We start from the raw sequence: 22,215 nt of genomic DNA, 5'->3' as shown, positions 1-22,215 counted from the left end.
GGGCATCGGCGACACCATCCGCGTCTCCCTGTCGGCCCCGCCGGTCGAGGAGATCAAGGTCGGCATCCAGATCCTGGAGTCGCTGAACCTGCGCCAGCGCGGCCTGGAGATCGTCTCCTGCCCGTCCTGCGGCCGCGCCCAGGTCGACGTCTACAAGCTGGCCGAGGAGGTCACCGCCGGCCTGGAGGGCATGGACGTCCCGCTGCGCGTCGCCGTCATGGGCTGCGTCGTCAACGGCCCCGGCGAGGCCCGCGAGGCCGACCTCGGCGTCGCCTCCGGCAACGGCAAGGGCCAGATCTTCGTGAAGGGCGAGGTCATCAAGACCGTCCCCGAGTCGAAGATCGTGGAGACCCTCATCGAGGAGGCCATGAAGATCGCCGAGCAGATGGAGGCCGACGGCGTGACCTCCGGCGAACCCTCGGTCTCCGTCGCGGGCTGAACCAGCGGGCCGAACCAGCGGGCCGAACCAGCGGGCCGAACCGCCCTCCCCGGCCGCGTCGCCCCGGGGGGCGGCGCGGCATATGCACGACAGGTACAGTGCGGGAACCAGTAGATCTCAGGGTGAGGCCCCCGCACGTGTTGACGCAGACCACCTCCCGCGTGCTCGAACCGAGCGACCTGGACGCCGCGCTCGCCGTCCTCGACCGCGAGCCGGTCGCGAACGCCTTCGTGACCGCCCGGGTGCAGATCGCCGGCCTCGACCCGTGGCGGCTCGGCGGCGAGATGTGGGGCTGGTACGAGCACGGCATGCTGACCTCCCTCTGCTACGCCGGCGCCAACCTCGTCCCGATCTGCGCCACCCCGCGCGCCGTCCGCGCCTTCGCCGACCGCGCCCGGCGGGCCGGCCGCCGCTGCTCCTCGATCGTCGGCCCCGCCGACACGACCGCCCAGCTGTGGCGACTGCTCGAACCGGGCTGGGGCCCGGCCCGCGAGGTCCGCGCCCGCCAGCCCCTCATGGTCACCGGCCGCGTGCCCGCCGACATCGCCCCCGACCCCTACGTCCGCCGCGTCCGCAAGGACGAGATGGAGCGGATCATGCCGGCCTGCGTGGCGATGTTCACGGAGGAGGTCGGCATCTCCCCGATGGCCGGCGACGGCGGCCTGCTCTACCAGGCCCGGGTCGCGGAACTCGTCGGCTCCGGCCGCTCCTTCGCCCGCTTCGACACCGACGGCAGGGTCGTCTTCAAGGCCGAGATCGGCGCCGCCACCGACCGCGCCTGCCAGATCCAGGGCGTATGGGTGGCCCCCGAGTACCGGGGCAGGGGCCTGGCGGCACCGGGCATGGCGGCCGTCCTGCGCTACGCCCTGACGGACGTCGCCCCGATGGCCAGCCTGTACGTGAACGACTTCAACACGGCGGCACGGCGGACGTACCAGCGGGTGGGCTTCCAGGAGGTCGGCGCCTTCATGAGCGTCCTGTTCTGACACGCCCCGGGGAGCGGGCCGTGCCGGCACACGGCTCTGCCACGCGGGCGAGACCGGCCGCAGCCCGGCCGCACCCGGCGTACGACCGAAGACCCCCTGTAGGCTCCCGGCCATGGACGTCGTGATCGGCCCACTGGACCTCGCCGCGCACGTGGACGAGGCCCTCGCGGTCCAAGCCGCCGCGTTCGGACTCGGCCCCGACGAGGTGGCCGTCCGCCGCCAGATCGTCCTGCGCCACATGACCCACCCCGGAGCCAGGGCCCTCGGCGCCACCGCCGGAGGCGACCTCGTCGGCTTCGTCTACGGCATGCCCAACGACCGCGCCCACTGGTGGTCCACCGTCGTCGAGCCCTACCTCCGCGCCCGGGGCAACGACGCCTGGCTCGACGACTCCTTCGTCATCACCGAGCTCCACGTCCACCCGGCCCACCAGAACCGCGGCACGGGCCGCTCCCTGATCACCACGATCACCGACAGCGCCGCCGAGCCCCGTTCGATCCTCTCCGCGATCGACACCGACAGCCCCGCCCGCGGCCTCTACCGTTCCCTCGGCTACCAGGACCTCGCCCGCCGGGTCCTCTTCCCCAGCGCCCCCAAGCCGTACGCCGTGATGGGCGCCCCGCTCCCGCTGCGCCGGGCCTGACGCCACCCCGGCCGGTACATAACCGATTTCCGCCGGGCCGGACCCCCCGGCTAACCTCCTGCCAACACCTCCCCCACTCCCGGCTCCGCCCGAGCGGGGGGACCCCCAGCAGCAGGAGACACGAGAACCATGGCCAACGCACCGGTCCAGCGCATGTCGAAGTTGATGGCGAAGACGCTGCGCGACGACCCGGCGGACGCCGAGGTCCTCAGCCACAAGCTGCTCGTCCGCGCCGGTTACGTGCGCCGCACCGCCGCCGGCCTGTGGAGCTGGCTGCCGCTCGGCAAGAAGGTCCTCGGCAACGTCGAGCGCATCGTCCGCGAGGAGATGGACGCCATCGGCGCCCAGGAGGTCCAGCTCCCCGCCCTGCTGCCGCGCGAGCCGTACGAGGCCACCGGCCGCTGGGACGAGTACGGCCCCGAGCTGTTCCGCCTCCAGGACCGCAAGGGCGGCGACTACCTCCTCGGTCCCACCCACGAGGAGATCTTCACCCTGCTGGTGAAGGACCAGGCGTCCTCCTACAAGGACCTGCCGGTCATCCTCTACCAGATCCAGAACAAGTACCGCGACGAGGCCCGCCCCCGGGCCGGCATCCTGCGCGGCCGCGAGTTCCTGATGAAGGACTCCTACTCCTTCGACGTCGCCGACGAAGGCCTCGCCGAGTCCTACGCCCTGCACCGCGCCGCCTACCAGCGGATCTTCGAGCGCCTCGGCCTCGACTACCGCATCTGCGCCGCGACCGCCGGCGCGATGGGCGGCTCCAAGTCCGAGGAGTTCCTCGCCCCGGCCGGTGCCGGCGAGGACACCTTCGCGGACTGCCCCAACTGCGACTTCGCCGCCAACACCGAGGCGATCAGCTACGCGCTGCAGCCCGTGGACGCGGCCGGCGTGCCCGCCGCCGAGGACATCCCCACCCCGGACACCCCCACCATCGAGACCCTCGCCGCCTCCCTCGGCGTGGAGGCCTCCGCCACGCTGAAGAACCTGCTCGTCAAGGTCGACGGCGAGATCGTCGCCGTGGGCGTCCCCGGCGACCGCGAGGTCGACCTGGACAAGGTCGAGGCGCACTTCGCCCCGGCCGCCGTCGAGCTGGTCACCGCCGAGGACTTCGTGGGCCGCCCCGACCTGGTCCGCGGCTACGTCGGCCCGCAGGGCCTGGGCGAGAAGGTCACGTACATCGCCGACCCGCGCGTGGCCCCGGGCACCGCCTGGATCACGGGCGCCAACAAGGAGCACACGCACGCCAAGAACGTCGTGGCGGGCCGTGACTTCGAGGTCGACGCGTACGTCGACGTCGTCGTGGTCCGCGAGGGTGACCCCTGCCCGAAGTGCGGTACCGGCCTCAAGCTGGACCGCGCCATCGAGATCGGCCACATCTTCCAGCTGGGCCGCAAGTACGCCGACGCCCTCAAGCTCGACGTCCTCGGCCAGAACGGCAAGCCGGCCCGCGTGACGATGGGCTCCTACGGCATCGGCGTCTCCCGCGCGGTGGCCGCCCTCGCCGAGCAGCACGCCGACGACAAGGGTCTCGTCTGGTCCAAGGAGGTCGCCCCGGCCGACGTCCACGTCGTCGCCGCGGGCAAGGCCCTGCAGACCGAGCTGGCCCTGGAGGTCTCCGACAAGCTGGCCGCCGCCGGCGTACGGGTCCTCGTGGACGACCGCGCCGGAGTCTCCCCGGGCGTCAAGTTCACGGACGCCGAGCTCATCGGCGTACCCCAGATCCTGGTCGCCGGGCGCCGCTCCGCCGAAGGCGTGGTCGAGCTGAAGGACCGCCGCACCGGCGAGCGCGAGGAGATGACGGTCGAGGAAGCCATCACCCGCCTCACGGCCTGACCCCGGTCCCGCAAGGGGCGCCCGCGACCGACGGGCGCTCCCTGCGGGGAGCACGGCCACCGGCCGGCAGGCGATCCCTGCCACACGTACGGTGACGAGGGTCGCGACAGCGCGCCGCCTCGCGGCGCATGCCCCCGCCGTCCTACAGCCAGCCCGCGAACTCCAGCAGCAGTTCCGCGTCCTGCTCCCGGCCCACCCGACGGGCCCGTACGCCCGACTCGACGGCGCGGAACAGCGTCCAGCCGCGCAGCCGTTCCTGGTCCACCTCCAGCGACTCCGCGAGCCGCTTGACGCGGCGCCGGGTCGTCGAGGCGCCGGACGGCTGGGCGATGACGTCCTCCACCCGGTCCCGCACTAGCCGCGCGAGGTCGAAGGCGCTCTCACCGACCACCGGGTCGGGGCCCACGGCCAGCCACGGCATCCGCTCCCCGGCGAGCACCTTGCTCTGCCGGAACGTGCCGTGCAGAAGCCGCGGCTCGGGCGGCGCGGCCAGCAGTTCCTCGCGGGCCGCGAGCGCCGCGTCGACCAGCGGCGCCACCGCCGGGTCGGCCACCGCGCCCGCCCGCATGGCCTCGGCCTGCCGCCCGGTCCGCTCGGCCACGGTCTCGAAGGGGTGCCCCGCGGGCGGGTCCACCCACAGCCGCCGCAGCGTGCCCGCGGCCTCCAGCAACGCCTTCCCCTCCGGCAGCGACCGCACCGACACGTCCGGATGCAGCCGCTCCAGCAGCAGTACGCCCTCCGTGCTCTCCGTGCTCTCCGCTTCGCGAAGCTGTACGGCGCCCAGCCCGCCCCAGTGGGCGAGTGCGGCCCGCTCGCTCTCCGGGCGCGCCCGGCGCGGGGCCAGCTTCAGCACCGCGGGCGTCCCGTCGGCCGCCCGCACCAGGACCACCAGGCTGCTGCGCCCGCCGGGCACCTGCACCCGCTCCACGGTCAGCCCGCGCAGAGCCACGGCCCGCTCCGCCGCCTCGGGCAGCTTCTCCAGCCAGTCGTCACCGTCCGGTGCCGTCTCGCCGAGCGCCCTGACCAGACGCCGCGGCGGTTCGAAAGCCATGCGCGAGCCGTTCCCTTCCCGTACGGGCAGCCGTACGTGTTACGCGGTCGGTGCCGCCGGAGCGGAAGCCGGGTCCGACGTCGCGTCCGAAGCGGGGTCCGAAGCCGCGTCCGGTGCCGCACCCGGCGTCGACGGGTCGCCGGCCCTCTCGGCGAGCCCAGGGAAGGCTACGCTGCCGCCCCGCCAGCGCACCGCCCGGACCGCCGCCTCGCGCAGGGCCCCGGCCGCCGTGGCCCGCCGGTCGCCCTCGGCCGCCCGCACCAGGTCGGAGTAGACCCCGGCCACCCGGTCCTCCAGCTCGGCCGCCAGCCGCAGGGCCGCCGCCGAGTCCGGCACCGTGAACGGCAGCGCGTACCCGGCCGCCGCGGCGACCGGCTCGCCGCCGAGAGCGCGCACCTCGCGCGCCAGCGTGTCCCGTCGAGCCCGGTGCGCGTCGTACGCCGTCCGCGCCTCGGTGTGCCGCTCCTCGTCGATCCGCCCGCCGACGACCCCGTAGCCGTACACGGCCGCGTGCTCCGCCGCCAGCGCCGCCTGGAGCGCGTCCAGCGCCCGGTTCTTCGTCTCGCTCACCCGTGACCCTCCGTCAGCAGATACACGTGCGCCGCGCCGGCCGCGGCCACCGAGGCCAGCAGCCGCGCCAGTTCGCCCGGCACCTCCAGCAGCGCCTCGGCCCGCCGGTCGGCCAGTTCCCGCTCGGCGGCGGCGAGCAGGGCCAGGGCGTCCTTCTCAACCGTGGGTACGGCGCCGGAAGCGTTCCCCGGGCCGGCGGCGCGCGCGGACGCCGAGGGCGACACCTCCGGCGAGGCCGTGCTCACGGCACCGAACGCCTCCGCGTGCCGCACGACCTCCGCGTGCAAGGGCCGCAGCCGCTCCGCCAGCCCCGGATGGGCGGCCATCACCGCTTCGTACCGCCCGGCGAGCCCCTCGCTGTCCCGGGCCGCACGCGCGCGTGCCCGGTCGGCGGCCGGCGTACCGCCCTGCGTGCCGCCGGAATCCGACCCGCCGGAACAGCCGACGAGCAGGGCGGCCCCGGCGGCCGACACGAGCAGGCTTCTCCTGCGCGGCCCCCAGGGCGGACGCGGCGATCGCGGCCCCGAGGGCAGGCGCGACGATGAGGCAAACGACACGGCAGACGTCCTCGACAGGCTCGTACGGGAAGCGACGGCAAAGCGACGGGCGACGCGACGGGAACCCGCGGTGCGGCCTGCCCGTGATCACGGTACCCGGGCCCCGCCCGGCGGGCACCACTCATCGGCGCCGCCGAGCCCGGGTGGACGGCAACACCCCCTGGGACCGGATACCCTTTGACCAGACACGCGCACCGTCCCACAACAGCACACGCGGCCGAGGAGTCACCCGGATGAGCACCACCCAGAGCGAGAGGCTGCGAGAGCTGCTTGAACCGCTCGTCGCCTCCCAGGGACTGGACCTCGAAGAGATCGCGGTGGACTCGGTCGGCCGCAAGCGTGTGCTGCGTGTCGTCGTCGACTCCGACACCGGTGCGGACCTGGACCGGATCGCCGATGTGAGCCGCGCGCTCTCGGCGAAGCTCGACGAGACCGACGCGATGGGCGAGGGGGAGTACACCCTCGAGGTCGGCACCCCGGGCGCGGAGCGCTCCCTCACCGAGCACCGCCACTACGTGCGCGCCACGGACCGCCTCGCGCGGTTCCAGCTCCACGAGGGCGGCGAACTGGTCGCCCGCATCCTCGGTGTGGACGACGACGGACTCGACCTCGAGGTGCCCGGAGTGAAGGGCCGTAAGGCCACCACCCGCAGACTCGCCTTCGGCGACATCGACAAGGCGCGCGTCCAGGTCGAGTTCAGCCGCAAGGACACCAAGAACAGCAACAACGACAACGACACAACGGAAGACGAGGAGGCGTAGCCGTGGACATCGACATGAGCGCCCTGCGGGGCTTGGTACGGGAGAAGGAGATCTCCTTCGACCTGCTGGTCGGAGCGATCGAGTCGGCCCTCCTCATCGCCTACCACCGCACCGAGGGAAGCCGCCGGCACGCGCGCGTGGAGCTCAACCGGGAAACCGGGCATGTGACCGTGTGGGCGAAAGAGGACCCCGACGACCTCGAGGAGGGCCAGGCGGCCCGCGAGTTCGACGACACCCCGTCCGACTTCGGCCGTATCGCCGCCACCACCGCCAAGCAGGTCATCCTGCAGCGGCTGCGCGACGCCGAGGACGACGCGACGCTCGGCGAGTACGCAGGCCGTGAGGGCGACATCGTCACCGGCGTGGTCCAGCAGGGCCGCGACCCGAAGAACGTGCTCGTCGACATCGGCAAGCTGGAGGCCATCCTGCCTGTGCAGGAGCAGGTGCCCGGCGAGGCCTACCCGCACGGCACGCGGCTGCGTTCGTACGTCGTCCGGGTGGCGAAGGGCGTACGCGGTCCGTCCGTGACGCTGTCGCGCACGCATCCCAATCTGGTGAAGAAACTCTTCGCCCTGGAGGTGCCCGAGATCGCCGACGGGTCCGTCGAGATCTCCGCCATCGCCCGCGAGGCCGGCCACCGCACCAAGATCGCCGTACGCTCCACCCGCTCGGGCCTGAACGCCAAGGGCGCCTGCATCGGCCCCATGGGCGGCCGGGTGCGCAATGTCATGGGCGAGCTGAACGGCGAGAAGATCGACATCGTCGACTGGTCGGACGACCCGGCCGAGATGGTGGCGAACGCGCTCTCCCCGGCCCGCGTCTCCAAGGTGGAGGTCGTGGACCTGGCGGCCCGCTCCGCTCGCGTGATCGTGCCCGACTACCAGCTGTCGCTGGCGATCGGCAAGGAGGGCCAGAACGCCCGCCTCGCCGCCCGGCTGACCGGCTGGCGGATCGACATCCGGCCGGACACCGAACAGCCGTCCGAGCAGTCGTCGCAGCGGTAGTCCGACCGGCTGTCGACGGGGCACGGGGAATAGATCCAAGCCGCACGTCGCTGAGAACACGACAGCTTTGCATGCGGTATGTGTTCGATTCTTGCCCCAAAGGGGTGAGGTCGTTCCGGGGAGGTAGACTTAAGAGTGTCTGGCCGGACACGTACCCGAGCATGCCCTGAGCGCACCTGCGTGGGGTGCCGGGAGCGAGCGGTCAAAAGCGAGCTGCTGCGCACTGTGGCGGTCGAGGGTCATTGCACCCCTGATCCACGCGGTACGCTGCCCGGCCGGGGTGCCTACGTGCACCCCGCACCGGTCTGTGTCGACCAGGCAGTGCGCCGCAAGGCGTTCCCGCGGGCGCTCCGCGTCCCGGGACCGCTCGACGTAAAGGCGTTGCGCCGCTACGTCGAGCAGGCACAGGGTTGCTGACAGCAGCATGCAGGCAACGTGCCAAGGAAGACGAGCCGCGCGGAACCCCGCGCGGCCTGGTACCTCGCGAAGTGAAAGCAGGTCGAGATTGCGATGAGCACTCGATGAGTACGCGATGAGTACGCCCATGAACTAGCGACGGTCCGGACGCAACCCGGACCTCAGAGGAGCGAAGTGGCTAAGGTCCGGGTCTACGAACTCGCCAAGGAGTTCGGTGTCGAGAGCAAGGTCGTCATGGCCAAGCTCCAGGAACTCGGTGAATTCGTCCGTTCGGCGTCTTCGACGATCGAGGCGCCCGTAGTACGCAAGCTGACAGACGCCTTCCAGCAGGGCAGTGGCAACGGCCGGTCCGCCGGGCGTCCCGCGGCCCCGAAGAAGGCCGCCCCCAGGCCCGCCGCGCCGTCCCCGGCGCAGGCTGGGGGCCCCTCCCACGCCGTCAAGGCAGGGGGGGAACGTCCGGCTGCCCCGCGGCCGCCGGCCGCACCCAAGCCCGCGGCTGCCCAGCAGCCCGAGGCTCCGTCGGCTCCCGCGCCGGCGCCGTCCCAGGGCCAGCCCCAGGGTCAGCGTCCGACGCCGGGCCCGAAGCCCGCGCCGCGTCCGGCCCCGGCCGCCCCGGAGTTCACCGCTCCGCCGGCCGCTCCGGCCGCCTCGGCCCCGGCTCCGGCCGGACCGAAGCCCAGCGCGCGTCCCGGTGCCCCCAAGCCCGGCGGCCGTCCGTCCGGTCCGGGGCAGGACCGGGGTCAGGACCGAGGCCAGCAGGGCGGCCAGGGCCGCCCCGGTGGTCAGCGTCCCGGCGCCCCGGCGCAGCGTCCCGGCGGCCGTCCCGGCGGCCCGCGTCCGGGTAACAACCCCTTCACCTCCGGCGGCAACGCCGGCATGGCGCGCCCGCAGGCGCCCCGTCCGCAGGGCGGTCAGCGTCCGGGCGGTCCCGGTGCTCCCGGCGCCGGCCCCCGCCCGCAGGCTCCCGGTGGCCAGGGTGGCGGTCCCCGTCCCCAGGCTCCGGGCGGCAACCGCCCGACCCCGGGCTCGATGCCGCGTCCGCAGGGCGGCGGCCAGGGCGGTCCCCGTCCCGGTGGCGGCCCGCGTCCGAACCCCGGCATGATGCCGCAGCGTCCCGCTGCCGGCCCGCGTCCCGGCGGTGGCCCCGGTGGGGGTCGCGGTCCGGCCGGTGCCGGTCGTCCCGGCGGCGGCGGCGGTCGTCCCGGTGGCGGCGGCGGCTTCGCCGGTCGTCCCGGTGGCGGTGGCGGCGGCGGTCGTCCCGGTGGCGGCGGCGGCTTCGCCGGTCGTCCCGGTGGCGGCGGCGGCTTCGGTGGCGGCGGTGGCCGTCCCGGCTTCGGCGGTCGTCCCGGTGGCCCGGGTGGCCGTGGTGGCACGCAGGGCGCCTTCGGTCGTCCCGGCGGTCCCGCGCGTCGCGGTCGCAAGTCGAAGCGGCAGAGGCGCCAGGAGTACGAGGCCATGCAGGCCCCGTCGGTCGGCGGTGTGATGCTGCCTCGCGGCAACGGCGAAGCCATTCGCCTGTCGCGCGGTGCTTCACTCACCGACTTCGCGGAGAAGATCAACGCCAACCCGGCGTCGCTCGTCGCGGTCATGATGAACCTCGGCGAGATGGTCACCGCGACCCAGTCCGTCTCCGACGAGACGCTCCAGCTCCTCGCCGGCGAGATGAACTACACGGTTCAGATCGTCAGCCCGGAGGAGGAGGACCGCGAGCTGCTCGAGTCCTTCGACCTGGAGTTCGGCGAGGACGAGGGCTCCGAGGAGGACCTGGTCGTCCGTCCGCCGGTCGTGACCGTCATGGGTCACGTCGACCACGGTAAGACCCGACTGCTCGACGCCATCCGCAAGACGAACGTCATCGCGGGCGAGGCCGGCGGCATCACCCAGCACATCGGTGCCTACCAGGTCGCGACCGAGGTCAACGAAGAGGATCGCAAGATCACCTTCATCGACACCCCGGGTCACGAGGCGTTCACCGCCATGCGTGCCCGTGGTGCGCGGTCGACCGACATCGCGATCCTGGTCGTCGCGGCCAACGACGGCGTCATGCCGCAGACGGTCGAGGCGCTCAACCACGCCAAGGCGGCCGAGGTCCCGATCGTCGTCGCGGTCAACAAGATCGACGTCGAGGGTGCCGACCCGACCAAGGTGCGCGGTCAGCTGACCGAGTACGGTCTGGTGGCCGAGGAGTACGGCGGCGACACGATGTTCGTCGACATCTCCGCCAAGCAGGGTCTGAACATCGACTCCCTGCTGGAGGCCGTGGTCCTCACCGCGGACGCCTCGCTCGACCTGCGGGCCAACCCGAACCAGGACGCGCAGGGCATCTCGATCGAGTCCCGTCTCGACCGCGGCCGCGGTGCCGTGGCGACGGTCCTCGTGCAGCGAGGCACCCTGCGGGTCGGCGACACGATGGTGGTGGGCGACGCCTACGGCCGCGTCCGCGCCATGCTCGACGACAACGGCAACAACGTCGCCGAGGCGGGTCCGTCGACGCCGGTCCAGGTCCTGGGCCTGACCAACGTCCCGGGTGCCGGTGACAACTTCATCGTGGTCGAGGAGGACCGTACGGCCCGCCAGATCGCGGAGAAGCGCGCCGCCCGCGAGCGGAACGCCGCGTTCGCCAAGCGCACGCGCCGCGTGTCGCTGGAGGACCTGGACAAGGTGCTGAAGGCCGGCGAGGTCCAGCAGCTGAACCTGATCATCAAGGGCGACGCGTCCGGATCGGTCGAGGCCCTGGAATCCTCCCTGCTCCAGCTGGACGTCGGCGAAGAGGTCGACATCCGCGTCCTGCACCGCGGTGTCGGTGCGGTCACGGAGTCCGACATCGACCTGGCGATGGGCTCCGACGCCATCGTGATCGGCTTCAACGTGCGCGCCGCCGGGCGTGCCGCGCAGATGGCCGAACGCGAGGGTGTGGACGTCCGGTACTACTCGGTCATCTACCAGGCGATCGAGGAGATCGAGGCGGCCCTCAAGGGCATGCTCAAGCCGGAGTACGAAGAGGTCGAGCTCGGTACGGCGGAGATCCGCGAGGTCTTCCGCTCGTCCAAGCTGGGCAACATCGCGGGTGTCCTCATCCGCTCCGGCGAGGTCAAGCGCAACACCAAGGCGCGCCTCCTGCGCGATGGCAAGGTCATCGCGGAGAACCTCAACATCGAGGGTCTGCGTCGCTTCAAGGACGACGTCACCGAGATCCGCGAAGGCTTCGAGGGCGGTATCAACCTCGGAAACTTCAACGACATCAAGGTCGACGACGTCATCGCGACGTACGAGATGCGCGAGAAGCCGCGGGTGTAAGCACCCCGACTTCCGAGGCGGTCCGGTCCGGGGCCGGTCGGCGGAGAGCAATATCCGTCGATCGGCCCCGGCCGTTCGTTGTACGGTTCTGATGTCCCCGCCACATGGATGGCGGGGCCATCGATCCCGGACCGGCGGGTGAACCGGTTACACATGTATGTGGGGACGCTGTCCTTCGACCTCCTCCTCGGCGACGTACATTCGCTGAAGGAGAAGCGCTCCGTCGTCCGCCCGATCGTCGCCGAGCTCCAGCGGAAGTACGCGGTGAGCGCGGCCGAGGTGGATCACATGGATCTCCACCGGCGGGCCGTCGTCGGCCTGGCCATGGTGTCCGGCGACGCGGGGCACCTCTCCGACGTACTCGACCGGTGCGAGCGGCTGGTGGCCGGCCGCCCCGAAGTGGAGCTGCTGTCCGTCAGGCGGCGCTTCCACGGCGACGACGACTGACCAGAAACGCACGAGAAGCGCAGAAGAAGCGCAGAAGCAGAAAGAACGGGAGACGGACCAGTGGCCGACAACGCGCGGGCGAAAAGGCTGGCGGACCTCATCCGAGAGGTGGTGGCCCAGAAGCTGCAGCGCGGGATCAAGGACCCGCGGCTCGGCTCGCACGTCACCATCACGGACACCCGGGTCACGGGTGACCTGCGGGAGGCGACCGTCTTCTACACGGTGTACGGGGACGACGAGGAGCGCGCGGCCGCGGGCGCCGGCCTGGAGAGCGCCAAGGGCATCCTGCGCTCCGAGGTCGGCAAGGCGGCGGGCGTGAAGTTCACGCCGACCCTGACCTTCGTCATGGACGCCCTTCCGGACACCGCCCGGAACATCGAGGACCTCCTCGACAAGGCACGGCAGTCCGACGAGAAGGTGCGCGAGGCGTCCGCGGGCGCCGCGTACGCCGGTGAGGCGGACCCGTACCGCAAGCCGGGCGACGACGACGAGGCCGTCGAGGCCGACGAGACGGACGACACCGCTAAATGACCGACAAGCACCCCACGCCCGACGGCCTTGTCATCGTCGACAAGCCGTCGGGCTTCACCTCGCACGACGTCGTCGCCAAGATGCGGGGCATCGCCCGTACCCGGCGCGTCGGGCACGCCGGCACGCTCGACCCGATGGCGACGGGCGTCCTGGTCCTCGGTGTGGAACGGGCGACCAAGCTCCTCGGGCACCTCGCCCTCACCGAGAAGGAGTACCTGGGCACGATCAGGCTCGGGCAGACGACGCCGACCGACGACGCCGAGGGCGAGATCACGGGGTCGGTGGACGCCTCGAAGGTCACCCGGGACGCCATCGACGCGACCGTCGCCACCCTGACCGGCGACATCATGCAGGTGCCGTCCAAGGTCAGCGCCATCAAGATCAACGGCGTGCGCTCCTACAAGCGGGCGCGCGAGGGCGAGGACTTCGAGATCCCCGCCCGCCCCGTCACCGTCTCCTCCTTCGAGGTCTACGACGTACGGGACGCCGTCGCCGAGGACGGCACCCCGGTGCTGGACCTGGTGGTCTCGGTGGTCTGCTCCTCCGGCACCTACATCCGGGCCCTGGCCCGTGACCTGGGCGCCGGCCTCGGCGTCGGCGGCCATCTCACCGCGCTGCGCCGCACCCGCGTCGGCCCGTACAAGCTGGACGCGGCGAAGACACTGGACCAGCTCCAGCAGGAGCTGACCGTCATGCCGGTCGCCGACGCGGCCACCGCCGCCTTCCCGCGCTGGGACGTGGACTCCAAGCGGGCCCGGCTGCTCATCAACGGTGTACGGCTGGAGATGCCCGACACGTACGCGGGCGTCGGCGCCGTCGCAGTCTTCGACCCGGAGGGCCGCTTCCTCGCACTCGTGGAGGAGCACAAGGGCAAGGCGAAGAGCCTGGCCGTCTTCGGCTGAGCCGACGCTCCGTCACCTTCGCCCGTGGAGCGGCGATCACGGGGACTTCACTGTCGCCGCTCCACGGTCCCCCCTCGGTTCCCCCACCTCCAGGGTGTATCCGACCCTGCCCTCCTGTTCACCCGTCCGGGCAGGCGCTCGGAGCGAACCGGGGGAGTGGAAGGGGGCGCGTTCGCCAGGGGATCTGTCCCGCTGATCATCACGTGCCTACCGTCGAACCCACAGCGCGGGTGTACGGCGGGGAGGTTCGACGATGGCGTCGCGGAACCGGTCCCGGGAGGCGGCGGGCGGCAGGGCAGGACAGCGGACCCGGGACGACTCCCGGGACCCGCGCGGTGGGCCCCCGGCCGTCCGGGACGCCGACCCGACGCGGTGCGCGCCCGACGACGCGCTGATCCTCGTCCACGACCTGGCCGGCCGCCCCCGCGGCACCGGGTTCGTAGCCGACCACCACGGCACGGTGATCACCAGCCACGAAGCGGTCGACGGCCTGTCCCGGCTGGTGCTGAGCGCCCCCGGCGACCGCCGCCGCGTCGTGGCCGCCGCCGACGTGACCCCGCTGCCCGGCCTCGGCCTGGCCCTCGTACGCACCGAGGGCCTCGGCGTCGCCCCGCTGCCCGTCACCGTGCGGGACAGGGTCGAGGCCGGGACCTACGTCCGGATCGCCGCCGGCGGCTGGCGCGAGGCCCGCGTCCTGGGCACCACCGACGTCCACTACGCGGCCACGGACCGCTTCCACGTCGTCGGCGACGCGCTGGAACTCGCGCTCGGCACGGCGGGGCGGGACGCGCTGCGCCTCGGCGGCGGCGCGGCCGGCGGACCGGTGCTCGACATGGCGACCGGCGCCGTGCTCGGCGTTCTCGGCACCGCCCTGGCCTCCGGACACAGCGACGTCGGCTTCGCCGTGCCCCTGCTACCCGCCCCCGGCCCCCTCGCCGGGCTCCTCGCCGAGAACGCGGCGACGGTCCCGGCGTACGGCGCCGACCTCAATCTGGCGGGCGTACTCGCACTCGCGGCGACCTCGGTGGGGCAGGACGGTCCGGCGGGGGCGGCGGGCGGTGGGGGCGCGGGTGCGTGCGGGGGCGCGGCTCTCGACGACGGGGTCGTGGCTGGTGGCGGTGTCGGGGCCGGCCCCGACACTGTCCCCATGACGGTGCCGGCGCCGGCCCGGGCGCTGGTCCGGGTGCCGTGGTGCCGGTCGAGCGGGTGGGCGTGACGCGGGAGTTCGCCGCCTTCGCCGCCGGCAGCGCCGGTGTGCTCGGACTGGTCGGCGCGCCCGGCAGCGGTCGTACGACCGAGTTGGCGGCCCTCGCCGCCCGCCGCTCCGGCGGCACGGAACCGGCGCCCACGCTGTGGCTGCGCGGTGCGGATCTGCGCGACGACGACCTGTCGCTGGCGGACGCGGCCCGCAGGACACTGGCCCGGGCCGCCCGCATCGTGGCCGCCTGGGACCGCTCCCGACCCACCGGCCTCGGCGACATCACCCCGGAGCGCCTCGCCCACCTGGCCCGTGCCGCCGGGCGGCCTCTCCTGCTCCTTCTCGACGGCCCCGAGGAGATGCCGCCCGTCCTGGCCCACCGCCTCACCGAGTGGACCGAGGGCACGGCGGCGTGGCTGCGGGAGACGGGGACACGGCTCGTCGTGGCATGCCGGGCAGAGTTCTGGGAGCGGGCGGGGGCGGAATTCCCGCGGGAGCTGTTGTACGGGGCGGCGACGGGGCCGACCGCCGCGCAGCCGTCGACCGGGACGGATGCTGCCGTACTCCGGTCGGAAGCCGCCGCACTCAGGTCGGAAGTCGCTGGTCATCGGTCGGAGGTCGCTGGGCATCGGCGGGACTCCGCCGAGCCGGAGGGCCAAGCCCCGGACGCGGGACTTCCGCCCTGCGTCCGTCTCGGCGACCTGCGGGACGACGAGGCCAAAGAGGCGCGCACACGCTACCGCGTACCGGAAGGCGCCCTCGCCGACCCGGACGCCCGGCACCCTCTCACCCTCCGCCTGCTCTCTGAGATCCGCCGGGCCCTCCCCGGCTCACCACCCCCCGTCCGCGTGGACCGGCACGCGGTGTTCACGGCATACCTGGACCTGATGTGCCTGCGCGTCGCGACCCGGCTGGCCGAGGAGAACGGCCTGCGCGGCACCGCCGTACGCCGACTCGCCGCCAAGGTCTCCGGGCAGGTGCACGAGGCGGCCCGGCGCAGTCTCGGCCCCGGGCAGGGCGGCCTCGACCGGGAATCGTTCGAGATGGTGTTCCCGTGGGGACCGGCCCCCGCCCGGCTCGGCGGCCACGCCGGATGGGCGACCGCCGTACTCGCCGAAGGCCTCCTCGTACCCGCCGGCAACGGCTACCGCTTCGCCCACGAGGAAGTCGCCGACTGGATCCAGGGCACCCACCTCGACCTGGACGACGCCCTGCGCTCCCTCGTCCACCGCCGCGGCACCCCGCAGGACACGCACACCCTCTCCGTGCCGCACCACCGCATCGGGCCCGTCACCGAGGCCGTGCTGCTCCTGGCCCGCCAGCACGGCGTCCCCCAACTCGCGCTGACCCTCGAAGAACTGGTGAACGCCCTCGACGCCGACCCCCACTCCTGGTGGGCCGCCCGGCTGCTCGCCGAGGTGCTGACGCGCGTGCCCGACGCGACGCCGTACACGGACGTGCTGCGACTGCTCGCCGACGGCATCGCCGAGCGGCGGGGTGAAGGACGTGCCGCGCCGGGCGAGTTCGGGCCCGGCTTCTGGACGGCGCTGCGACTGCCGGAGGCCACACGCCTGGACCTGCTGCGCCGCCTCGTCCTCGCCGACGGTCCCCCGCACGAGCCCGGCCCCCGCCACCTCGACACCGTCGCCGCACTGCTCGCCACCGACCCGGCGGCCGTACAGCCACTCCTCGTCCGCTGGTTCGACGACGAACGCCCGTTGCCCGCCACCCCGCACGCGACCGTGGCGACTGCCGCGCAGGCGCTCCTGCACACGCACCGCCACCGCGGCCTGGACGGCCTCACCGAGGTACTCGTCGACAGCACGCACCGGCGGGCCGACGAACTGCTCGCCGTCCTGGCCGAGGAGGAGCCGTCCGCCCTCTGCCGTGCCGTCGAGCGGTGGGCGCGCGACGAGCGACCGGCACGACAGGCGGCGGCGGTGACCCACGGCCTGCGCACCGCCCCGTACGGCCGCACCGCCGCCGACCGCACCCTGCTCCGCCACGCCGCCCTGGTCCTGCTCGCCGGCCCCGCCGACGGCCGCCTGCGCGGCGGAGCGCTCGCGCTGCTCGTCCAGGATCCCGGCAGCCGTGACCGCCACCTCCGGCGGGCGCTCGGCCACTTCGCGGCGGGCGACCCCTACCTCCCGCCGAGTGCGGTGGCCGCCGCGCTGCCGACCCATCCGGAGCCCGTCCTCGACGCCTTCCGGGCCCGGCTCCGCGGTCCGGATGCCGGGGAGGCGCTGCGCCGGCTCGCCGACGCCACCACGCCCGCGCTGGCCCGCCGGGTCGCCGTACTCGTCGGGGAGGCCGTGGCGGAGCGCCCCGAGACCGCCGGGCACGTGGCCGCGTACGTCGATCGGCGCCTCGACCGGGACCCGGCGGCCCGCGCCGTACTTCACCCCCTGGTCACCGGCCTGCTGGACGACGGTCCCGAGCCGGTGCGGGCCGCGCTCGCCGGTGTTCTCGCCGCCGACGGCGCCCCCGACGGCGCCCCTGACGCCGCACCCGACGGCGCACCCGACGCCGCACCCGGCCGCGTCTCGCTCCGCCGCGAGCTGCGCGACCACCTCCTGGCCCACGAGCACGACCCCGCCGTACTGGACGCCCTCCTGCACGCCGCCGCCCAACGCGGCGGCGCCGGCCTGCGCGACATCGTCCACCGCACCGGCCTCCTCCTGGTCCGCACCCCGGACGGCGCCACCCGCTTCGACAGTGGCCTGGTCGACCTGGCCCGCCACCTCCCGGGTTTCGCCACCCGTGTCGCCGGCTGGCTGACCGACGCTCCCCAGGACTGGGCCGCGCTGGTGGGCCCCAGCGCCCGTCGCACGATCGAGAACCTGGCGGGCGCCCGGGTCCCCGCGTGAGGGCGACCCGGTCCGCGCGGCGTGCACCCGGTCACAGCACCGATGCCGATGCGGGCGGGAGCCGGAGGGCATGGCACCCTTAGACCTGCGTAAGAGGCACCCACGGAACCACGGAAACCACCAAGGAGCAGACACAGTGCAGCGCTGGCGTGGCTTGGAGGACATCCCCGAGGACTGGGGACGCAGCGTCGTCACCATCGGCTCCTACGACGGCGTCCACCGCGGGCACCAGCTGATCATCAAGCACGCAGTGGACCGCGCCCGCGACCTGGGCGTCCCCGCCGTCGTCGTCACCTTCGACCCGCACCCCAGCGAGGTCGTGCGCCCCGGCAGCCATCCGCCGCTGCTCGCCCCGCACCACCGCCGCGCCGAACTGATGGCCGACCTGGGCGTGGACGCGGTGCTGATCCTCCCCTTCACCAAGGAATTCTCCAAGCTGTCCGCGGCCGACTTCGTGGTCAAGGTCCTCGTCGACCGACTGCGCGCCAAGGCGGTCGTGGAGGGCCCCAACTTCCGCTTCGGCCACAAGGCCGCCGGGAACGTCGAGTTCCTCGTCGAACAGGGCAAGGTCTACGACTTCGAGGTCGAGGTCGTGGACCTGTACGTGACCGGTGACGCGGGCGGCGGCGAACCGTTCTCCTCGACCCTGACCCGCCGCCTGGTCGCCGAGGGCGACGTCGCGGGCGCCGCGGAGATCCTGGGCCGGCCGCACCGCGTCGAGGGCGTCGTCGTCCGGGGCGCCCAGCGGGGCCGTGAGATGGGCTTCCCCACGGCCAACGTCGAGACCCTCCCGCACACCGCGATCCCGGCCGACGGCGTCTACGCCGGCTGGCTGCACGCCCAGGGCGAGGCGATGCCGGCCGCGATCTCCGTCGGCACCAACCCGCAGTTCGAGGGCACCGAGCGCACGGTGGAGGCGTACGCCATCGACCGTGTCGGCCTCGACCTGTACGGCATGCACGTCGCCGTTGACTTCCTGGCCTTCGTACGCGGACAGGCGAGGTTCGAGACGCTGGACGCCCTCCTCGAGCAGATGGCCGAGGACGTCGACCGATGCCGGGAGCTGGTCGCGACGGCGTCCTGACGCCTTAGCCTTCCCCGCCTGCGACGCTACGTCGCTGCGTCACTACGACGCCGAAGGGCGGCCGGTGCTGGTGAGCATCGGCCGCCCTTCGGCGTCGGGGGTTACTGCTGCGGTGGCGTCGCAGGCGCCTGCCCCGGTTGCGGATATCCGTAGCCGGGCTGCGGGTACGGCTGCCCCGGCTGCTGCGGGTAGGGCTGCCCGGCGGGTTGTTGCGGGTGGTGCTGTCCCGGCAGGGGCTGACCGGGCTGAGGTTGTCCGGGCCCGGCGTACTGGCCGGGCTGTCCGGGACCACCGGGCATGGGCTGTTGTCCGGGCACGGGCTGTCCCGGCATGGGCTGTTGTCCGGGCATGGGCTGCTGACCAGGTGCCGGCTGCTGTCCGGGCATGGGCTGTCCGGGCATGGGCTGTCCGGGCATGGGCTGTCCGGGCATGGGCTGGCCCGGGTAGTTCTGGCCCGGCAGTGGCGGCGCGGCCACCGGCGGCGGGTTGCCGTTGGACGTCCACAGGCCGTGCGACTGCTGGTGACGGACGAAGTCCTCGGCGACCATCGCCGAGAGGTTGAAGTACGCCTCCCGTACCTTCGGCCGCATCATGTCGAGGTCGACCTCCGCGCCGGCGGCCAGGTGTTCGTCGAACGGCACCACGACGACGCCCCGGCACCGCGTCTGGAAGTGGCCGACGATGTCGTCGACCTTGATCATCTTGCCGGTCTCGCGGACCCCCGAGATGACGGTGATGGAGCGCGAGACGAGGTCGGCGTACCCGTGGGCGGACAGCCAGTCCAGCGTCGTACTGGCGCTGCTCGCACCGTCCACGGACGGCGTCGAGATGATGATCAGCTGATCGGCGAGGTCGAGCACGCCGCGCATGGCGCTGTAGAGCAGGCCGGTACCCGAGTCGGTGAGGATGATCGGGTACTGCTTGCCGAGCACGTCGATCGCGCGCCGGTAGTCCTCGTCGTTGAAGGTCGTGGACACGGCCGGGTCGACGTCGTTGGCGATGATCTCCAGCCCGGACGGGGCCTGGGAGGTGAACCGCCGGATGTCCATGTACGAGTTGAGGTGCGGGATCGCCTGGACGAGGTCGCGGATGGTGGCCCCGGTCTCCCGGCGCACCCGGCGGCCGAGCGTACCGGCGTCCGGGTTGGCGTCGATCGCGAGGATCTTGTCCTGCCGCTCGGTGGCGAGCGTGGAGCCGAGGGCGGTGGTGGTGGTCGTCTTGCCGACGCCGCCCTTGAGGCTGATGACGGCGATGCGGTAGCAGGACAGCACCGGGGTGCGGATCAGCTCCAGCTTCCGCTGCCGCTCGGCCTCCTCCTTCTTGCCGCCCAGCTTGAACCGCGAACCACCGGCCGCGGGGCGGCTGCTCTTCGCCTTCTGCTTCTTGTTGTTGAGCAGCCGGTCGGACGACAGCTCCACGGCCGCGGTGTAACCGAGCGGTGCGGCACCCGGATTGGTGGGCTGACGCTGGTCGTGCTGCATGGGCTGTGGCCAGGCGGCGCCGAGACGGGGGTCGGCGGGCTGCTGCGGCGCGGGCGCATGATGCTGCTGATATTGCTGGGACTGGTCCGGCTGGCCGGGCTGGCCGGGCTGCATCGACTGAGGCGCATGAGGTGCCTGATGCGGCTGCTGGGCGTGGGGAACCTGCGGAGCCTGCAGAGCCTGCGGGTCCTGTGGGGCCTGACCCTGCGCGGCCATCGGCTGGGCCTGCGGAGCCTGCGGGGCGAAGCCCTGCTGAGCGGCCGGCGGGATCTGCGCATCGCCCCGGGGCTGCGCCTGGTGCACCGGCTGCGGAACGCCGGGCTGTGGCAGCGGCTGGGGCTGCTGCTCCGGCGACTGCCCGTGCGGCGCCGGCGCCTGCGGGAAGCCGTAACCACCGGGCTGCGCCGGCGGCTGGGGAGCCGGCGCACCAGGCTGCGGGAACCCGTAACCGGCGGCGGCGCCGGCCACCGGGGCGGGAGCGCCGTCCGGCTGCGGTGCCGCCGAAGGCGCGGCACCCGGCTGGGGGAAGCCATAGCCGGCCTGCGGAACGGGCTGCGCGGGCGCCTGGTTCGGTGGCATCGGTGCGGCGGCCGGCGCATTCCACGCGGCGGGCGCCGGCTGCGGAGCCTGCGGCTGGAAAGGAGGCTGTTGGGCCGGTGCGCCCGACTGCTCCGGAGCGGCGGGGGCCGGCTGCGGCTGCACGGGCCACTGATACGCCGGCGCCGGCGCGACGGGAGGGTACGACGGAGGCAGCGGCGGAACTCCGGCCTGCGCCACGGGCGGTACGTCGGCCGGAACGGCGTCCTCCGGCACGCTGTCCGCGGGAGCGGCGTCCTCCGGCACGGCGTCCTCCGGCACGGCGTCCACGGGCTCCGCGTCCTCGGGCTCGGGCGCGGCCGGTGCGGGCCCGGCGTTCCGGGCGGAACCGGCAAGGCCGGACTCGTCCACGCCGTTGTCCACAGCGTCGGAAAGGCCGTCGGACACGTCGTCGGACACGTCGGGGCCGACGCCGTCGTCCGCCGAGCCGGGCCCGTCGTCCGCAACGTCCTCGTCCGACGCGCTGTCCTGCTCGCCGGTGTCCGCGAGTCCGCGGCCGTCGGCGTGCTCGGGCTCCACGGCGTCGTCTGCCCCGGCGAAGGTCTCGTCCGGCGTGTCCGCACCGCCCTCGTCGGCAGCGCTCGCCGCGTTGTCCTCGCTCATGACCTCGGGCAGGTCTCCGTCGATCTCGGCCTCGACCTCGGCTTCGTCGGCCTCGGGCTCCGGCCGTGCGTCCTGCCCGGCGTCGTCCGCCTCGGCACGCTCGGCGATCTCTCGCTTCAGAGCGACCGCCGAGAACCGCATGGTGGCGCCGCTCTCCAGGTCGCCGTTGTCGGGCTCCGGTTCGACGGCGGGCGGGGGAGCGGGGGCCTGGAGCTGGAACCCACCGGCCGGAAACGCCGGTACGGCCGTGGGAGAGACCGGATTCGCGGCGGGAGCCGGGGCGGCGGCCTCCGGCTCGGACCGCACGTGCGGTTCCGGCTCGGGCTCGGACTCAGGCCGTCCCTGTGTCTGCTGCGGCTCGAACCCACTCCCGACCGGCAGACGGGGCACCCCGGCCGGCCCCCCGTTCGGCGGCGCGGGCGGTGTGAAGGGCGCCCCCGGACCAGGCGGCGGAGGCGGCGTGAACGCGGTGCCCGGGACGGGCGCCGGCGGCGTGAAGGGCACCCCCGGGGCCGGGATGGCGGAAGGACCGCTGGACCCGGCCGCGTGCGGCGGCGGGGTCAGCCCCGGCAGCGGCGGAACCGGCCCATGAGGAGCGGGCGGAGCGGAAGGAGTGGACGAGGCGGAAGAAGCGGCGGCAGCAGTGGAACCGGCACCCGGACCCCCCACCGAGCCGGCCGCCCGCCCGTGAGCCTGCCCCTGCCCCTGCCCCGAATCGCTCGACGCGTTCTGCGTGTACCAGGCGGGCGGCGCGTAGTCGATGGTGAACTCGCCCGTCGTCTCCGCTGCGGACTCCGCGTCGGGTTGGTCATCGCCGGGTGTAGCCCAGCCCCCGCGGATCCCGTCCCGATCGCTGCTCACAGTTCCTCCTGGTGTGGTCGAGCACCCTCATGCCGTGCTGGGGCGACCGTTTTTGTCATCCGACGTGTCCGAAGTGAAACGAGGTC

17 protein-coding genes are annotated in these 22,215 nt (G+C 73.5%); 13 read left to right on the top strand and 4 right to left on the bottom strand.

Annotation, left to right across the window (positions count from 1 at the left end):
• The 4 genes from ACH4F2_RS33760 to ACH4F2_RS33745 form a co-directional block, all read left to right on the top strand.
• Positions 1 to 439, top strand: a 439-nt coding sequence (locus ACH4F2_RS33760; protein WP_398136552.1) for a flavodoxin-dependent (E)-4-hydroxy-3-methylbut-2-enyl-diphosphate synthase, incomplete at its 5' end; no start/stop codon positions are given.
• A 137-nt stretch (positions 440 to 576) separates the two neighbouring features.
• On the top strand, positions 577 to 1,425 hold the full coding sequence (locus ACH4F2_RS33755; protein WP_398136551.1) for a GNAT family N-acetyltransferase: 849 nt from the start codon (positions 577 to 579) through the stop codon (positions 1,423 to 1,425).
• A gap of 112 nt (positions 1,426 to 1,537) precedes the next feature.
• Entirely contained in the window at positions 1,538 to 2,068 is a 531-nt protein-coding gene (locus tag ACH4F2_RS33750) for a GNAT family N-acetyltransferase (RefSeq protein ID WP_398136550.1), read from the top strand.
• 129 nt (positions 2,069 to 2,197) lie between these two features.
• Entirely contained in the window at positions 2,198 to 3,901 is a 1,704-nt protein-coding gene (locus ACH4F2_RS33745) for a proline--tRNA ligase (protein ID WP_398136549.1), read from the top strand.
• A 142-nt stretch (positions 3,902 to 4,043) separates the two neighbouring features.
• Here ACH4F2_RS33745 and ACH4F2_RS33740 read toward each other — a convergent pair whose 3' ends face one another.
• Genes ACH4F2_RS33740 through ACH4F2_RS33730 form a run of 3 tightly spaced genes read right to left on the bottom strand, consistent with a single transcriptional unit; the run spans position 4,044 to position 5,995 of the window.
• The gene (locus ACH4F2_RS33740; RefSeq protein ID WP_398136548.1) at positions 4,044 to 4,952 is read right to left on the bottom strand and encodes an aminoglycoside phosphotransferase family protein; all 909 of its coding nucleotides are present in this window, start codon (positions 4,950 to 4,952) and stop codon (positions 4,044 to 4,046) included.
• 39 nt (positions 4,953 to 4,991) lie between these two features.
• Entirely contained in the window at positions 4,992 to 5,522 is a 531-nt protein-coding gene (locus tag ACH4F2_RS33735; protein WP_398136547.1) for a ferritin-like domain-containing protein, read from the bottom strand.
• A complete protein-coding gene (locus tag ACH4F2_RS33730; RefSeq protein WP_398136546.1) occupies positions 5,519 to 5,995 on the bottom strand; it encodes a hypothetical protein in 477 nt (158 codons plus the stop codon). The genes ACH4F2_RS33735 and ACH4F2_RS33730 overlap by 4 nt, the downstream gene beginning before the upstream one ends.
• Positions 5,996 to 6,312: 317 nt before the next feature.
• Here ACH4F2_RS33730 and rimP point away from each other — a divergent pair, with 317 nt between their 5' ends.
• The 9 genes from rimP (at position 6,313) to ACH4F2_RS33685 (ending at position 18,587) form a co-directional block, all read left to right on the top strand.
• Positions 6,313 to 6,840: a ribosome maturation factor RimP gene (rimP, locus tag ACH4F2_RS33725; protein WP_398136545.1), complete on the top strand. Its 528-nt coding sequence runs from the start codon at positions 6,313 to 6,315 to the stop codon at positions 6,838 to 6,840.
• A 2-nt stretch (positions 6,841 to 6,842) separates the two neighbouring features.
• Positions 6,843 to 7,844, top strand: coding sequence for a transcription termination factor NusA (gene nusA, locus ACH4F2_RS33720; protein ID WP_398136544.1), 1,002 nt, complete (start codon positions 6,843 to 6,845; stop codon positions 7,842 to 7,844).
• Between the two features lie 135 nt (positions 7,845 to 7,979).
• Positions 7,980 to 8,261, top strand: a complete 282-nt coding sequence (locus tag ACH4F2_RS33715) for a YlxR family RNase P modulator (RefSeq protein WP_345595077.1) — start codon at positions 7,980 to 7,982, stop codon at positions 8,259 to 8,261.
• Between the two features lie 174 nt (positions 8,262 to 8,435).
• On the top strand, positions 8,436 to 11,558 hold the full coding sequence (gene infB / locus ACH4F2_RS33710) for a translation initiation factor IF-2 (RefSeq protein WP_398136543.1): 3,123 nt from the start codon (positions 8,436 to 8,438) through the stop codon (positions 11,556 to 11,558).
• 153 nt (positions 11,559 to 11,711) lie between these two features.
• Entirely contained in the window at positions 11,712 to 12,005 is a 294-nt protein-coding gene (locus ACH4F2_RS33705; RefSeq protein WP_215164473.1) for a DUF503 domain-containing protein, read from the top strand.
• Between the two features lie 60 nt (positions 12,006 to 12,065).
• A complete protein-coding gene (gene rbfA / locus ACH4F2_RS33700) occupies positions 12,066 to 12,536 on the top strand; it encodes a 30S ribosome-binding factor RbfA (RefSeq protein ID WP_398136542.1) in 471 nt (156 codons plus the stop codon).
• Entirely contained in the window at positions 12,533 to 13,438 is a 906-nt protein-coding gene (gene truB, locus ACH4F2_RS33695; RefSeq protein ID WP_398136541.1) for a tRNA pseudouridine(55) synthase TruB, read from the top strand. The genes rbfA and truB overlap by 4 nt, the downstream gene beginning before the upstream one ends.
• Before the next feature lie 372 nt (positions 13,439 to 13,810).
• Positions 13,811 to 17,503, top strand: coding sequence for a serine protease (locus tag ACH4F2_RS33690; protein WP_398136540.1), 3,693 nt, complete (start codon positions 13,811 to 13,813; stop codon positions 17,501 to 17,503).
• A 136-nt stretch (positions 17,504 to 17,639) separates the two neighbouring features.
• Positions 17,640 to 18,587 carry a bifunctional riboflavin kinase/FAD synthetase gene (locus ACH4F2_RS33685; protein WP_398136539.1) on the top strand — a complete coding sequence of 316 codons (948 nt, stop codon included), beginning with the start codon at positions 17,640 to 17,642 and terminating at the stop codon, positions 18,585 to 18,587.
• 101 nt (positions 18,588 to 18,688) lie between these two features.
• On the opposite strand, the gene ACH4F2_RS33680 is transcribed toward ACH4F2_RS33685, so the two are convergent.
• On the bottom strand, positions 18,689 to 22,129 hold the full coding sequence (locus ACH4F2_RS33680; protein WP_398136538.1) for an SCO5717 family growth-regulating ATPase: 3,441 nt from the start codon (positions 22,127 to 22,129) through the stop codon (positions 18,689 to 18,691).
• Positions 22,130 to 22,215 lie beyond the last annotated feature (86 nt).

Source organism: Streptomyces sp. NPDC017890 (assembly GCF_044328675.1).
Taxonomy (GTDB): Bacteria; Actinomycetota; Actinomycetes; order Streptomycetales; family Streptomycetaceae; genus Streptomyces.
The sequence above is the reverse complement of the archived record's forward strand: the minus strand, read 5'-3'. Positions and strand labels throughout refer to the sequence as shown.